General features: G+C 62.3%; 15 protein-coding genes. 10 read left to right on the top strand and 5 right to left on the bottom strand.

Annotation, left to right across the window (positions count from 1 at the left end; genetic code table 11):
* Positions 1-6 precede the first annotated feature (6 nt).
* Both GRF63_RS04070 and GRF63_RS04065 read right to left on the bottom strand, forming a co-directional pair.
* Complete coding sequence (locus tag GRF63_RS04070; protein ID WP_160484690.1) at positions 7-1761, bottom strand: cation:proton antiporter domain-containing protein; 1755 nt, start codon at positions 1759-1761, stop codon at positions 7-9.
* A gap of 27 nt (positions 1762-1788) precedes the next feature.
* A complete protein-coding gene (locus GRF63_RS04065) occupies positions 1789-2796 on the bottom strand; it encodes a zinc transporter ZntB (RefSeq protein ID WP_160484689.1) in 1008 nt (335 codons plus the stop codon).
* Between the two features lie 108 nt (positions 2797-2904).
* On the opposite strand from GRF63_RS04065, the gene ispG reads away from it, so the two are divergent.
* From ispG to GRF63_RS04030, 7 genes are all read left to right on the top strand, one after another.
* A complete protein-coding gene (gene ispG / locus GRF63_RS04060) occupies positions 2905-4044 on the top strand; it encodes a flavodoxin-dependent (E)-4-hydroxy-3-methylbut-2-enyl-diphosphate synthase (RefSeq protein ID WP_160484688.1) in 1140 nt (379 codons plus the stop codon).
* On the top strand, positions 4041-4556 hold the full coding sequence (locus GRF63_RS04055) for a thioredoxin family protein (RefSeq protein ID WP_237392271.1): 516 nt from the start codon (positions 4041-4043) through the stop codon (positions 4554-4556). Before ispG ends, GRF63_RS04055 begins: the two co-directional genes overlap by 4 nt.
* Positions 4553-5098 carry an inorganic diphosphatase gene (locus GRF63_RS04050; protein WP_160484687.1) on the top strand — a complete coding sequence of 182 codons (546 nt, stop codon included), beginning with the start codon at positions 4553-4555 and terminating at the stop codon, positions 5096-5098. The genes GRF63_RS04055 and GRF63_RS04050 overlap by 4 nt, the downstream gene beginning before the upstream one ends.
* 36 nt (positions 5099-5134) lie before the next feature.
* Complete coding sequence (locus GRF63_RS04045) at positions 5135-6040, top strand: histone deacetylase family protein (protein ID WP_202131618.1); 906 nt, start codon at positions 5135-5137, stop codon at positions 6038-6040.
* Between the two features lie 11 nt (positions 6041-6051).
* Positions 6052-6585 (top strand): retropepsin-like aspartic protease family protein, encoded by a 534-nt coding sequence (locus tag GRF63_RS04040; RefSeq protein WP_160484685.1) that lies wholly within the window; start codon positions 6052-6054, stop codon positions 6583-6585.
* A gap of 11 nt (positions 6586-6596) precedes the next feature.
* Positions 6597-7520 (top strand): hypothetical protein, encoded by a 924-nt coding sequence (locus GRF63_RS04035; RefSeq protein ID WP_160484684.1) that lies wholly within the window; start codon positions 6597-6599, stop codon positions 7518-7520.
* Positions 7521-7587: 67 nt separating this feature from the next.
* A complete protein-coding gene (locus GRF63_RS04030; RefSeq protein WP_160484683.1) occupies positions 7588-8280 on the top strand; it encodes a murein L,D-transpeptidase catalytic domain-containing protein in 693 nt (230 codons plus the stop codon).
* Here the strand turns inward: GRF63_RS04030 and GRF63_RS04025 are convergent.
* Positions 8277-9551: a L,D-transpeptidase family protein gene (locus GRF63_RS04025; protein WP_337189605.1), complete on the bottom strand. Its 1275-nt coding sequence runs from the start codon at positions 9549-9551 to the stop codon at positions 8277-8279. The genes GRF63_RS04030 and GRF63_RS04025 overlap by 4 nt on opposite strands.
* A gap of 241 nt (positions 9552-9792) precedes the next feature.
* Between GRF63_RS04025 and GRF63_RS04020 the strand changes: the two genes are divergently transcribed.
* Positions 9793-10692 carry a DMT family transporter gene (locus GRF63_RS04020; RefSeq protein ID WP_160484681.1) on the top strand — a complete coding sequence of 300 codons (900 nt, stop codon included), beginning with the start codon at positions 9793-9795 and terminating at the stop codon, positions 10690-10692.
* A 14-nt stretch (positions 10693-10706) separates the two neighbouring features.
* Here GRF63_RS04020 and GRF63_RS16650 read toward each other — a convergent pair whose 3' ends face one another.
* On the bottom strand, positions 10707-10832 hold the full coding sequence (locus tag GRF63_RS16650; RefSeq protein ID WP_272914643.1) for a hypothetical protein: 126 nt from the start codon (positions 10830-10832) through the stop codon (positions 10707-10709).
* Between the two features lie 231 nt (positions 10833-11063).
* Between GRF63_RS16650 and acnA the strand changes: the two genes are divergently transcribed.
* Together acnA and GRF63_RS16645 are read left to right on the top strand one after the other, a co-directional pair.
* Positions 11064-13739: an aconitate hydratase AcnA gene (gene acnA, locus GRF63_RS04015; RefSeq protein ID WP_160484680.1), complete on the top strand. Its 2676-nt coding sequence runs from the start codon at positions 11064-11066 to the stop codon at positions 13737-13739.
* Between the two features lie 129 nt (positions 13740-13868).
* Complete coding sequence (locus GRF63_RS16645) at positions 13869-13991, top strand: hypothetical protein (protein ID WP_272914642.1); 123 nt, start codon at positions 13869-13871, stop codon at positions 13989-13991.
* Between the two features lie 61 nt (positions 13992-14052).
* On the opposite strand, the gene GRF63_RS16500 is transcribed toward GRF63_RS16645, so the two are convergent.
* On the bottom strand, positions 14053-14139 hold the full coding sequence (locus GRF63_RS16500; RefSeq protein WP_237392355.1) for a PEP-CTERM sorting domain-containing protein: 87 nt from the start codon (positions 14137-14139) through the stop codon (positions 14053-14055).
* Positions 14140-14848: the final 709 nt, after the last annotated feature.

Raw genomic sequence — 14848 nt, 5'->3', positions numbered from 1 at the left:
GTCGCGCTAGTCACTGCTACGCAACTCGCGTTGCTGTTCGCGCGTCATCTCCCTGGCGGCATAGATATCGCCGCCTTCGATCTGCACATGCATGCGCTTCCTGTCATTCTCGCGATAGGTAGCCTCGGCCTCGTCAATCTCGCGCTCGTTCAGGCCAACATTGCCCAGCGCCATGCGGGCGACAGAAATCGCGCTCTCGAACACTTCGCGCACCACGTATTCAGCCTTGGCCTGGGCCAGCTGGATCACGCTGGTCCGATCAAAACCGCGTACGTAGATCGCGGCGTTGGGGAAGGCATCGGCAACCGATGCAAGGAAATCAGCTTCCGGCGTTTCATCGATGCAGAACATGATCAGCTGCGCTTCGGGCGCGCCGGCCTGACGCAGCATGTCCAGCCGCGTGCCATCGCCATAGTAGACCTTGCTGCCGAAATCCTCTGCCAGGTCGATCTGCGCGGTTTTCCTGTCGATCAGGGTGACGGACAGCCCGCCCGCCAGCAGCGTTTGCGCCACGGTTTGCCCGAACCGCCCAAAGCCCACCACCAGCGCGCTGGCGCCTTCATCGCGCGGCTCCTCTCTCCCTTCGTCCTGTCCCTTGGGTTCCTGCCGGATCTTGCGCGTGGCAATCATCAGGAACGGCGTTGCCGCCATGGACAGGGTCACGATCGCGCCAAAGATGCTGGATTGTTCCAGCGTGATCAATCCGCCCTGCACCGCCTGTGTGTACAGGACGAAGGCAAATTCGCCGCCCTGGCTCAGCAACAGGCCAAGGGCCAGCGCGCTGCGCCAGGTCATCTTCACCAGCAGGCCCAGGGCCATGATGATGCCGGCCTTCAGCGCAATCAGCAGTGCGGCAAAGCCGATCACGAACAGCGGATTATCGGCGATCACGCCCAGATCCAGCATCATGCCCACGGCCACGAAGAACAGGCCCAGCAGGATGGCGCGGAACGGCTCGATATCGGCCTCCAGCTCATGCCGATAGGGCGTATCGGCCAGCATCACGCCGGCAACGAATGCGCCCAGCGCCGCCGATAGGCCCAGCATTTCCATCACCACGGCGCTGGCCAGCACGGTGAACAGGGCGGCGACGATAAACAGCTCGCGCTCTCCCAATCCGCCGATCAGGCTGAACAGTGGGCGGATCAGCAGCCGCCCCGCCGCGATCAGGCCGAACACGGCGGCAATCGTCAGCAGGCCCAGCATCCAGCCCGATGGCCCCTCATCCCCGCCAGCGCCCATCGCCGTGATGATGGTGATGAGCGGGATGATGGAGAGATCCTGGAACAGCAGGATGGCAAAGGCGCGCTCTCCAAATGGTGTGCGCAGCTTGCCGCCCGATTGCAACATCGGCAGCACTTGCGCGGTGGAGGACAGGCCCAGCGGCAGGCCAATGGCCAGCGCGGCGGCCAGCGGATATCCCATCAGCGCCAGCACGGTGGCGGCAACGGCCAGGCCGCAGGCCGCCACCTGCGCCAGCCCCAGCCCGAAGATCGCGCCCTTCATACGCCACAGGCGCGATGGTGACAGTTCCAGCCCGACGACGAACAGCAGCATCACGATGCCCAATTCGGCGACTTCCGCCATCTGCTCTGCCTGGCCGACAAGACCGAAGACCGATGGCCCCACCAGTGCCCCTGCCACCAGATAGCCCAGCGTCGCGCCCAATCCGGCGCGGCGAAACGCCAGCACCGCCACCATGGCGAAGCCAAGCATGATCAGCGCATCACGCAGCATGAAGCCTGAGCCATGCCCTTCCATCAGCCGCATTCCTTCCGCATTATCGGGCTAGAGCCACTTCCATTTCCAGAACAGGGCAAGCTGCACCGTCAGGATCGCAAAGCACGCGCCCACCACGATCCAGAAAGCATCGCCATCTTCCACTCCGGGCATTCCGCCAACATTTATGCCCAGAAGGCCGGTGATAAAGCCCAGCGGCAGGAAGATGCCCGCCACGATGGTGAGCAGATAGGTCGCCTGTTCATTGCGCGCAATGGAGCGGCCGCGCACATCGTCCATCAGCACCACGGCGCTTTCCTTGCTGATATCCAGATCTTCCAGATAGCGGCGAAGCCGATCGATGCTCTCGGCAATCTCGCGACGATCGTGCTGTTCAAACCAGTCCGGCGCATAGCGGGATATCGCCTCCAGTGCCTCGTGCATCGGGCCCATATGGCGTTTCAGCGCAAGGCAATTGCGGCGGATCAAGGCGATCTTGTCCAGCATCTCCTCCGCATCGTCATCCGGCTCCCGATCTTCCAGCGCATCGATATGATCGTTCATGTCGACGATGGACCGGTTCATCCGGGTGATCATCGCCTCTGTCAGTTCGGTGATCAGGGCGCCCGCATCGCTCGGCCCCCGTTCGCGCCGGTCGATCATGGCAAGCACGCGCCGCGGCGTTTGCAACGGCAGGCGGCGCAGGGTGATCAGCCTGTCCCCATCGCACCACAGCTGCATGGAGAGCATGTCCTCCGGCTCTGCCCCGGCATTGAAGTTGATGCCGCGCAAGGTTGCCACCAGCGTGTTGTTTTCACGAAAGGCGCGAGGCCGCGTGCGATCGCTGACCAGCAGCTCTCTGGTGGGTTCGGGGATGGAGAGCTGTTCCAGCCACTCCTCCACGCCGGGGCGATTGCGGCAGACATGCACCCACAGCACCTCTCCCGGTGCCTGCGGTGACCAGTCCTTTGCCTCCTCCCACGCGATGGGGCGCCCGGCGCCATTGCCATCCAGCACGCGGCCGAAAAGCATCGGCCCGTCGATTTCCTCGGTCGGTTTGGATTCGGTTTCAGTCATTGGCAAGCAACCAAAGAGCATTGCAGGCCATCCGGCAATATGCCGCGTGATGCCGCCGCTGCAAAACCATGCCTTTAACCTGTCATCGCTAACGCCTATAGAGTGAATATGTCTTCGATACGCCCCTGGCGCGATATAGAGCGCCGTCAGTCCCGCCAGATCATGGTCGGCAACGTCCCTGTCGGCGGCGATGCGCCCATCTCCGTCCAGACGATGACCAACACACCGACAGAGGATGTGGGCGCCACCATAGACCAGATCCGCCGGTGCGAGGATGTGGGCGCGGATATCATCCGCGTCTCCTGCCCCACGGCGGAATCGACGGCGAATTTCGATCAGATCACGAAAGCGGCCAATGTCCCCATCGTGGCGGACATTCACTTCCACTACAAACGCGCGCTGGAAGCGGCGGACAAGGGCGCGGCGTGCCTGCGCATCAATCCCGGCAATATCGGCTCGTCAGAGCGGGTGGCAGAAGTGGTGCGCGCGGCCAAGGCCAATGGCTGCGCGATCCGTATCGGCGTAAACGCGGGCAGTCTTGAGAAAGACCTGCTGGAAAAATACGGAGAGCCCTGCCCCGAAGCCCTGATCGAAAGCGCGCTGGATCATATCAAGTTGCTGCAAGATCACGACTTTCACGAATACAAGGTGGCGGTGAAGGCGAGCGACGTGTTCCTGGCCGTGGCCGCCTATCACGGGCTGGCGGAAACCGTCGATTGCCCGCTGCACCTTGGCATTACGGAGGCCGGCGGCCTGATTGGCGGCACGGTGAAAAGCTCCATCGGTATCGGCAGCCTGCTTTGGGCAGGCATTGGTGACACGATCCGCGTTTCGCTTTCGGCAGAGCCGGAGCAGGAAGTGAAAGTGGGCTTCGAGATGCTAAAGGCGCTGGGCCTGCGCACGCGCGGCGTTCGCGTGGTGTCCTGCCCATCATGCTCTCGCCAGGGTTTCGACGTAATCCGCACGGTGGAAGCGCTGGAAGCACGGCTTGAACACATCAAGACGCCGATGAGCCTTTCGGTGCTGGGATGCGTGGTGAACGGCCCCGGCGAAGCGCGTGAAACCGATATCGGTATCACCGGCGGCGGCGCGGGCAAGCACATGGTGTATCTGTCCGGCGTGACCGATCACCATGTGGAAAGCGATGCGATGCTCGATCATATCGTCGCTCTGGTGGAGAAAAAGGCTGCAGAGATCGACGCTGGCACCGCCACCGCCTTCGATCCGCACGCAGAGGCGGCTGAATGACCCTGCGCCGGGTGCTTGGCGCGGCCATCGGGCTGGCCATGCTGTCAGCATGCGCCACCACCACTGCCCCACAGAGCCACGCGCCTGACGCTGTGCCCCATGCCGAGGGCGCGATTTACGATCCCAGCATCGATGCCTCTGCCGCCGTGGACGCCGCACTGGCGCAGGCGGCGGCGGACGATAAGCGCGTGCTGCTGGTGATGGGCGCCAACTGGTGCCAAGATAGCCGCGCGTTGGCGAGTTACCTGATGGAGCCTGCGCTTGCCGCAGAACTCGATGCGAATTTCGAGACGGTTTTCGTGAACGTTGGCCTGCCGCAGACTGGCGATGGCTACAATCTGGACATTGCGGAGCGTTTCGGCGTCTCGCCCGAAGGCACGCCCAATGTCCTGCTGCTCAACAGCGAAGGTGAATTGCTGAACTCTCAGGACAACGCCGTAAGCTGGCGCAATTCCGCCAGCCGAACGTCCGCCGATGTGCTGGAAGTGCTGCAAGGCTGGTCTGCCAAGTGATTGACGCCGAACATCTCGCCCGCCTGCCTGCGCGCGATGATGACGGGCTTCTGCATGCCTTCATCGAATGCCCCAAGGGCAACACCCACAAGATCGACCTCGACAAGAAGCTGGGCATCTTTCGCTGGGCTATCGAACTTCCCGAAGGGCTGACCTTCCCCGCCAATTTCGGCTTCATCCCCGCCACCATGGCAGAGGATGGAGACGCGCTGGACGTGCTGGTGCTGACCGGCGGTGCCTTGCCATCGGGCACGCTCGTTGCCGTTAGGCCCGTGGCGATCCTGCGCATGGAGCAGGAGGAGGACGGCGAAATGGTCCGCAACGACCGGCTCGTCGGTGTGCCGCCGCTCAGCCAGACGTTCGGCGCAATCGAGAAGCTGGACCAGCTGCGCGACACGATGATGTGGGAACTGGGCGTATTCTTCCGCACCTATAACGAGCTGATCGATCGCAAGGTCAATATCCTCGATCCCGGTGACGAGACAGAAGCGGCTCAACTTGCGGAAAAGGCCATCCGCGCCAAGGACAATTTGAACGGCTGAACAGGTTTGCTCCACGTCGTCCACCACGCCGATTACATGGCCCCGCGCCCTGATCGCGGCACTTTCAAATTCGACAAATATTATCTCGTGATGGAGGAATTGCGCGCGCAGGCGAACACTGGCGGCACTCCGATCACCGAACACGCGCCCGATCCCATGCCGCGTGAATGGCTGGAGGCCATGCATTGCCCCGATTACGTGGAGCAGGTGTTCTCCGCCAGCGTCCCGCGAGAGAAAGAGCGGCGCATCGGCTTTCCCGTCACCCAGCGCATTGCCAGCCGCGTTCGCCATACCAACGGTGGCACCTGGCTGGCAGCGCAATTGGCGATGGAACATGGCTATGCTGCCAATTCCGCCGCGGGCAGCCATCATGCGCTGCATGAAACGGGCGCGGGATATTGCGTGTTCAACGATCTTGCGGTCGTTTCAAACCGCCTGATTGCGCAAGGCCATGCGCGCCGCATCCTGATCGTGGACCTGGATGTGCACCAGGGCGACGGCACCGCCAGCCTCACCGCCCTGCGCGACGATATCTTCACCCTCTCCATCCATGCAGAGAAGAACTTTCCCGCCCGCAAGGCGCGCTCCAGCCTGGATATCGGCCTTGCCGATGGCATGGATGACGATGGCTATATGGAAGTGCTGGAAAGGACGCTGCCACCGCTGATCGCGGATTTCGCGCCCGATATCGTGCTGTATCAGGCAGGCGTCGATCCGCACGGTGATGACAGGCTGGGCCGCCTCGCCCTGACCGACAATGGTTTGCAGCGGCGGGATCGCTTTGTCGTGGCGCAGGCCCGCAGTCGCGGACTTCCTGTCGCCAGCGCACTGGGCGGCGGATATGGGGAGGATCAGCGCATCGTGGCGCGCCGTCACGCGGCATCCATGCTGGCAATGGCCGAAGAAAACCGCCTTTACCCCGTGGCAATGCTTGGCGGTTAGTATGCCAATCCATGGATATGCGACTCCCCCTCGCCTGTGTTCTGATCGTTGGCGGCGCGATCGGTTTTGCCATGCCTGTGCTGGAGGCGGACAAGCAGCTATCGCAAGGTGGGGCGGCAGAAGCGGAGGACACCGTCACCCTTGGCGCGGTGCAGGATCTGCAAGGGTCCGGCTGGGGCCATGAAATCGCTTTGCAACGCGAAGGTGACGGGCATTTCTATGCCGATGTGACGGTGGATGGCGTGCCCTCCCGCATGCTGGTGGATACAGGGGCCAGCGTGGTCGCTTTGACAGGAGAAGATGCGTTGGCGATGGGCCTCTATTGGGAGGACGCCGACGTAGCGGCCGTGGCTCAAGGAGCCAGCGGCGCCGTGCACGGCGTGAACACCACCATTCCGCGCATGCGGCTGGGCGATTTTGAGGCGCAGAATGTGCGCGCCGTGATCATTCCCGAAGGGCTGGGCATTTCCTTGCTGGGCCAATCCTTCCTCGAAACCATCGATAATGTGCGCATCTCCGATGATCGCATGGTGCTGGAGAACTAGGCGCCATGAACATGAGCAGCCTCCTGCCGCGCCGATGGCGTTCGAAACTGGAAGCCACGCGGCATTCAGAGTCGATCACGGGCATCCTCGATACTCCGCCGATTCAGCCGAAGCAGGATGGCGTCGTGCTGTTTTCCATGATCGGTACGCAGGTTCTGCTGCCCTATCTGGTGGCGGTGAAATCGCTGTGGCACGAACTGCGCCGTGGCCGCATCGCCATTCTGGACGATGGCACGCTGACGGCGCAGGATCGCGCGATATTGGCCCATCACTGCGGCGATCCGGAGATCATGCGCATTGCCGACGTAAAGCTGGGTGAATTTCCGGCGGGCGGCACATGGGAACGCCTGCTGACCATCCTGGACAATCGCGCGGGCGAATACTGGATCCAGCTGGACAGCGACACGGTGACGCTGGGCCCCGTGCCCGAACTGGGTGAAGCCATCGCCCGCAATCGCAGCTTCCTGTTTCTGGGCGGAGAGGATGCCGCGATGGGGCCGCTGCCGCTGGCAGAATTCCGCGCCCATTTCTATCCCGATGGCCCGGCGGAAGGCCATGTGCAATCACGCATCGAATCCCGTCTGGACACCATCCCGGCAGAGCGCGAATGGAAATATACCCGCGGCTGTTCCGGCTTTGCGGGCTTTGCCGCAACAGGCAATGGCCGCCCTCTCGCCTCTGCCTTTCTGACAGAAATGAAGCGGATGATCGGAGAGGAGGATGTCACCATCTGGGGAACAGAGCAGGTCACCTCAAACTTCCACCTCTCCAACGAGGCAGAACCCGTGGTGCTGCCCTATGATCGGTACATGAACTACTGGAACGAGGAGTGGGGCGAGGATACCCGCTTCGTGCATTTCGTGGGCACCCATCGGCACGAGAACAACGCTTATATCGAAGCGAGCCTGAAGGCGATCGACCGGCTGGAAAACTGATCGCATTTTGCGCCTTGGCAGCACGCGGTATGGACAATGTTCACCTTCATCCTGCAACAAGGGCGCAATGAACAGGCGCGAACTTCTGACCACCACACTGGCCGCCGGTGCGGCGCTTGCAGCATCGCCGGCCCGCGTTTTCGCGCAGGCAGCCCCCGATTTGCGCACCCGCCGCCTGCTTGATGTTGCCCGCCGGGAGGTTTCGCGCGCGGGATCAAGGCTGTGGCGTCAGGATGTTGTCGGCATTGCCGATTTCGGGCTGCATTCCAGCCAGCCGCGCTTTCATTTCGTCAATCTGGAGGCAGGCACGGCGGACAGCGCATTGGTCAGCCACGGCAGCGGCTCCGATCCGGAGCATGATGGCTGGCTGAACGATTATTCCAACCTGGAGAACAGCTGGGCCACCAGTCGCGGCGCATACATCACCTGGGAATGGTACAAGGGACGCTATGGCACCTCCGTGCGGCTGGGCGGTCTTGATGAAAGCAATTCCAACGCTTTCCCTCGCGCCATCGTGATGCATGCCGCATCCTATTCAACGCCGGAACACGTGGCCCGCTGGGGAAGGCTGGGCCGATCGAACGGTTGCTTTGCCTTTGGACCAGAAGTCTTCCCGCAGGCGCTGACGCGGCTGATGGGCGGACGGCTGATCTATGCCGATACGCTGGGCATAGCTGCCGATGGCGGCACGGTCAGAATGCCGCCGCAGAACCCCGTCGATTTTCGCGCTATCGCTGCGGCGAATGCAGGCCGGGATTAGGCGCCCGGCGCCTCAATCGGCACCACTTCCTCTGCACTCACGCTGGCGCGGTTGCCCACGCGCGGAGCATCCAGTGCGGCCAGCACGGGCGCATCCCGGCTGTAGAGATCCTCAAATTCGCGCAGGTTTCCGTCAACATCCACGCCATAGGTGAAGTAGGTGATGTAGACAGGCATCGTGCGTTCAACGGGAACGCGCGTGTAATCGCCGCTTTGCGATACGGCCACGGCCTCATCACGCGAGGCACCGCCGCCAAGGATCGCCACGGTCATCGCCAGTTCCAGCGCCCGCTCCACGCGGATGCAGCCATGGCTGCGCGCGCGGTTATCGCTGTCGAACAGGTTGCGCGCTGGCGTATCATGCAGGAAGATCGCGTGCGGATTGGGCATGTCCAGCTTCATCTGGCCCAGCGAATTGCCGGCGCCGGGCTGCTGCACCACGGTGATAAAGCCATTGGCACCGCGCGTGGCGCGATAGCCATTGGCGCGCGCCCAGCCGGGGTTGTTCAGCACGCGATTGCCAAGCCCTTCGCCCACCACGATGCTTTGCGGCACCGTCCATGTCGGGTTGAAGACAACGCCTTCCACCGTCTCCGCCAATTGCGGCGTGGCAGTGCGGCCCGGCTTGCCCACGATGGTGCGATAGGTGCGGATGATCTGGCCGTTCACCATCAGGCGCAGCTGATATTCCGGCACATTGGTAAGCAGATATTGCCCGCCCAGATCGCGCGGCAGCCAGCGCCAGCGGTCCATATTGGCGCGGATCATCTTGCGCTTTTCTGCGTCGCTCTCTGGCGTCTCTGCCAGGGCATCGCGCAAGGTGGCGTAATCCGCATGTACTGGGGCAAGCGTTTGCGTGATGCTGGCGATATCGCCCGATGCCAGAACCTGCGTCATCAAATCGCCCGTGGGGATTAAATCCGCATCGGGATCCACCACGAACCACTGACGGCGCGAATCCATTGGCGTGCGGCCATCGCGAAGATCTTCCACCAGCCAGGTGAACGCCCCGCTGGCGCGCTGATTCAGCGCTTCACTCTCGCCACGGGCGATTTCTTCCAGCAACAGGTCCGGCCGGTAATCGGCAGGCTCCAGCCCTTCCGTGCCGATATCTGCAATAACGGCGGCCAGGGCGCGGGCGTTGGCCAGGCTCCAGCTTTGCACTGCGGGAATTCGCGGATCTTCCTGGACGACTTCCTGCGATTCGAAAACGGGCGGCGCGGTTACCTCTGCGGCATCCTCGTCCTGCAGCGGATCCTGAGCGAACAGCACTTGAGCGGAAGCAGGCGCGGAAACCGACGCCGAAGAGAGCGCCGCAACCAATCCAAGCCCGCAAATTTGCGCCATTCGCATCTGATTCGTTTTCCCGATTACCATGTTAACCTTTTCAATTCTGCCGCTTGGCGTAGCAAGGATCAAGCATCGGCGCTTTCGCATCGCTGAATGAAGGGCATAAGTCTGCGCGGGCGAACATTTGGTGACGCGGCCTGAACTGCGCAGTAGGCACCGTGGAATGGAGCCGCCCCGCCACTATCTGCTGCCGCTTTTCGCCGCCTTTGTAGGCGTTGGCATACTGGCGTTGATGGATGCGCAGATGAAAAGCGCATCGCTGGCAACAGGCGTATTCACCGCCTCCCTGCTGCGTTCCGCACTGGCCGCCTGCCTGATCGGCCCAGTGTGGCTGGCGCGCAAGAAAGCCTGGCCGCAGCGCCCCGTCATGCGGCTGCACGTGGAGCGGGGCGTGATTTCCGCGCTGATGGCGCTCACATTCTTCTACGCGCTCACCAAGCTGCCGCTGGCCGAAGCGATCGCCATCAGCTTCATCGCACCGCTGGTAGCGCTGTATTTCGCGCATATCTTCCTGGGCGAGCAGATCCGCCGCCGCGCCATCGGTGCCTCGGTCCTCGGCCTGGTGGGCACGCTGGTGATTATCAGCGCAAGGCTGGGCCAGGTGGAGGCTGAGGAAGGCGTTCTGCTGGGCCTTGCGTCCCTCTTCGTCTCAGCGATGCTATACGCCTATAATTTCGTAGTTATCCGCAAACAGTCGCAAGTGGCGGACCCGGTGGAGGTGGCCACATTCCATTCCGGCGTTGGGGCGCTGGTACACCTGATCGCCGCGCCTTTCCTGTTCGTGCTGCCCGGTGCCGGTGCGATGATCACGATTGCGGGGGCCGCCATCCTGACTGTTGCCGGGTCCATCGCGATAGCCTGGGCCTATGCGCGGGCAGAGGCACAGGTGCTGGTGCCCATGGAATATAGCGGGTTTCTATGGGCATCGCTGTTCGGCTGGCTGTTCTTCAGGGAGGCGGTGACCATGCCTACCTTCATCGGAGCCGCGCTGATCGTTCTGGCCTGCTGGATCGCGGCGCCACGGGCAAAGCGCGGCGGCAATACGGAGGTTTCCAGCGTTTGAGCGAAACTACCCGGTCAATCGACCGGCGTTTCCACCGTTACCAGCTCTTCAGGAGCGTCATCGCTGCCCCAGTCCGATGCCTGCCACACCAGCCCGGCCCCGGCGCCAAGGAATGCCGCGATGACAAGCGCTGCCAGCATCAGGGGGACGCCAAGCGAAGCCCTTTTCCTGCGCGGATTTCCAAAAGCCATCGTCACTCGTTTCCCGCATCGGCGATGTGGAACACCATGCTCCCATGCCGCGTTGCATCATTACGGGGTTGCCTACACTCTTGACCAAAGCGGCGCAAACGCGCAGGTCGCCCCTCGAACAGGCTCCGTCCCTCGCAAGTATGGGGCCGATCCGCAATACACTATGAGGACCAAACGCCCATGACACAGGTCGGCTCCAACTCGCTCGGCACCCGCAAGTCTCTCGATGTAAACGGCAAGACATATGCCTATTACTCTCTCGCCGCCGCGGCAGAGAAAATCGGCGACGTCAGCCGCCTTCCGTTCAGCATGAAGGTGCTGCTGGAGAACATGCTGCGTTTCGAGGACGAAGGCTTCACCGTGGGAGAGGAGCACGTCAACGCGATTGCGAACTGGCTGAAGAACCCCGTCACCGGCAATGAAATCCAGTATCGCCCTGCCCGCGTGCTGCTGCAGGATTTCACCGGCGTGCCTTGCGTGGTGGATCTTGCCGCCATGCGCGATGCCATCGGCAAGCTGGGCGGCGATACCGCCAAGATCAATCCGCAGGTGCCCGTGAACCTGGTGATCGACCACTCCGTGATGGTGGACGAATTTGGCACCCCGCAGGCTTTCGAGCATAACAAGGCGCTGGAATACGAGCGTAATGCAGAGCGTTACGACTTCCTGAAATGGGGCGCAAAGAGCCTTGAGAATTTCTACGCTGTGCCTCCCGGCACCGGCATCTGCCACCAGGTGAACCTGGAGCATATCGCCAAGGGCGTATGGTCCAGCAAGGATCAGAACGGCGAACTCGTCGCCTATCCTGATACCTGCGTTGGCACCGACAGCCACACCACCATGATCAATGGCCTTGGCGTTCTGGGCTGGGGCGTTGGCGGTATCGAGGCAGAGGCCGCGATGCTGGGCCAGCCGATTTCCATGCTGATCCCCGAAGTCGTGGGCTTCCGCCTCGACGGCGCGATGGCCGAAGGCGTTACCGCGACCGACCTCGTGCTCACCTGCGTGCAGATGCTGCGCGAACACGGTGTGGTGGGCCGCTTCGTCGAGTTCTACGGCCCCGGCGTGTCCAACCTGACGCTGGCCGACCGCGCCACCATCGCCAACATGGCACCCGAATACGGCGCAACCTGCGGCATCTTCGGCATCGATGACAAGACGATGGAATATCTGCGCCTGACGGGCCGCAGCGAAGAAGATATCGCGCTGGTGGAAGCCTATGCCAAGGAACAGGGCATGTGGTTTGAGCCGGACGCAGAACCGGTCTTCTCAAGCACTCTGCAGCTGGACGTGGCGTCCGTGGTGCCCAGCCTTGCTGGCCCCAAGCGCCCGCAGGACAAGATCGCCCTGCCGCTGGTGGATGAGAACTTCAATGGCGACCTCAAGAACGTCTACAAGAAGGACGCTCCCGTCCGCGTGGACGTGGATGGTTCCGGCCATGATGTGGGCGATGGCGACGTGGTGATCGCCGCCATCACCAGCTGCACCAACACCTCCAACCCCGATGTGATGATCGCCGCCGGCCTCGTCGCCAAGAAGGCGCACGCGAAGGGCCTGAAGCCCAAGCCATGGGTGAAGACCAGCCTGGCACCCGGATCGCAGGTGGTTACCGACTACCTCGAAAAGAGCGGCCTGCAGGACGATCTGAACGCCATCGGCTTCGACCTTGTCGGCTATGGCTGCACCACCTGCATCGGCAACTCCGGCCCGCTGGCCGCGCCGATCAGCAAGGCCGTGAACGAGAACGATCTCGTTGCTGCCTCCGTCCTTTCGGGCAACCGCAACTTCGAAGGCCGCATCTCGCCAGACGTACGCGCCAACTTCCTCGCCAGCCCGCCGCTGGTGGTCGCCTACTCTCTGCTGGGCACCGTGACGAAGGACATCACCACCACGCCCATCGGCCAGGACCAGGACGGCAATGACGTGATGCTGGCCGATATCTGGCCCACGAACGAGGAAGTCTATTCTCACCGCACGGCCAACATCAACCGCGAGATGTTCGAAACCCGCTATGCCGACGTCTACAAGGGTGACGAAGACTGGCAGGCCATCCAGGTGGAGGCTTCCGACACCTACAGCTGGAACCCCACCAGCACCTATGTCGCCAACCCGCCCTATTTCGATGGCATGAAGATGGTGCCTGCTCCGGTCGAAGACATCGTGGGCGCAAAGCCGCTGGCCGTGCTGGGCGATTCCGTCACCACGGACCACATCAGCCCCGCTGGCTCCATCAAGGAAGACAGCCCGGCCGGCGAATATCTGGTGAACCATCAGGTGCCCAAGAAGGACTTCAACTCCTACGGCTCGCGCCGTGGCAACCATGACGTGATGATGCGCGGCACCTTTGCCAATATCCGCATCAAGAACGAAATGGTCCCCGGCGTTGAAGGTGGTTACACCACCTACAAGGGTGAGCAGATGGCGATTTACGATGCCGCCATGAAGCACAAGGAAGACGGCACGCCGCTGGTGGTGATCGGCGGCACCGAATACGGCACCGGCTCCAGCCGCGACTGGGCCGCAAAGGGCACCATCCTGTTGGGTGTGCGCGCCGTGATTGTGGAAAGCTACGAGCGTATCCACCGCTCCAACCTTATCGGCATGGGCGTGCTGCCCCTGCAGTTCAAGGAAGGCGAAGGCCGCAAGGAACTGAACCTGACCGGCGAAGACAGCTTCACCATCAAGGGTCTGGATAACCTCTCTCCCAGCCAGCAGGTTGAAGTGGAAGTGACGCGCGCCGATGGCTCGACGGACACCTTCACCGCGCTGTGCCGCATCGATACCGCCAACGAGATGGAGTATTACCGCAACGGCGGCATCCTGCATTACGTGCTGCGCAAGCTGGCCGCTGCCTGAGCACAGGCAATCTGACGATTACCGGACGGGGCGGGCTTCGCGGCCTGCCCCGTTCTTTTTGAGCGGGTACTTTCGTGCCCGTTCAAGAATGGATTCGCAGGTGATGTGCCGCCTGTCAGGCTCTAGCGGGTGGAGCTGGCGCTCAACATCCCGACCTTCATCAACCTTTACGGTTATGGCTATCGCAACATCGGCGAACTGGGCGAAAAGGTGGCCCTGAATGACGTCGAATGGGTTATGCCGCCGGATTGAACAAACGGAAAAGGCGGCTTCTTGCGAAGACCGCCTTCCCCCTGTTTAACATGACAAAAAACTAGGCCGCGCAGGCTTCGTTCCCGCCATGTTTGCGACGACGTCGCCAGAATACTGCACCTGCTGCGGCACCGAACAGAACCAGCATTCCGGGCGCAGGTACCTGTGTTCCGGAGGTCGTGCTGCCGGTGGTGCCGCCCGATGTGGAAGTGCTGGTGGAGCTTGATCCCGATGTGCTCGACGAAGTGGAGCTGGAGGTAGAGCTGGACGTCGAACTGGAGGTTGAGCTGCTGGTGGATGTCGAGCTGGTCACATTGCCGGACGTGGAACTGGATCCGCTGGTGGAAGATGTGACATTGCCCGACGTGGACGTCGTGCTGGTAACGCCGCCAGTGGACGTGGACGTCGTGCTCGTCACTCCGCCCGTGCTGGTGCTGGAGGAAGACCCGCCAGTTGAGCTGGTGCTGGTGACATTGCCCGAACTCGTCGAAGTCGAGGAGCCGCCCGTGGTGCTGGTGACACCGCCGGTGCTGGTCGAAGTCGAGGAACCGCCCGTTGTCGATGTAACCCCGCCTGTGCTCGTCGAGGTCGAGCCGCCCGAAGTCGAGGTCGAACCACCTGAGGTAGAAGTCGAACCGCCGGAGGTCGAAGTCGACGAGCCCGTGCTGGAATTGTCATTGTCGATATCGATGATGATATCGCCGCCACCATCGCCGCCCGTGGTGGTGGTGGTGCTCATGTCGACAACCGCACTGCCGCCGCCGCCGGAACCGCCAAAGAAGCCGCCGAAGAACCCGCCGCCGAAGCCGCCACCAAATCCGCCGCCGCCGCTGCCGCCGATGATAACTGGCTGGCCG

Source organism: Aurantiacibacter rhizosphaerae (assembly GCF_009807005.1).
GTDB lineage: Bacteria > Pseudomonadota > Alphaproteobacteria > Sphingomonadales > Sphingomonadaceae > Alteraurantiacibacter > Alteraurantiacibacter rhizosphaerae.
Note: the sequence above shows the minus strand (reverse complement) of the source record. Positions and strands in the feature narration are given on the sequence as shown.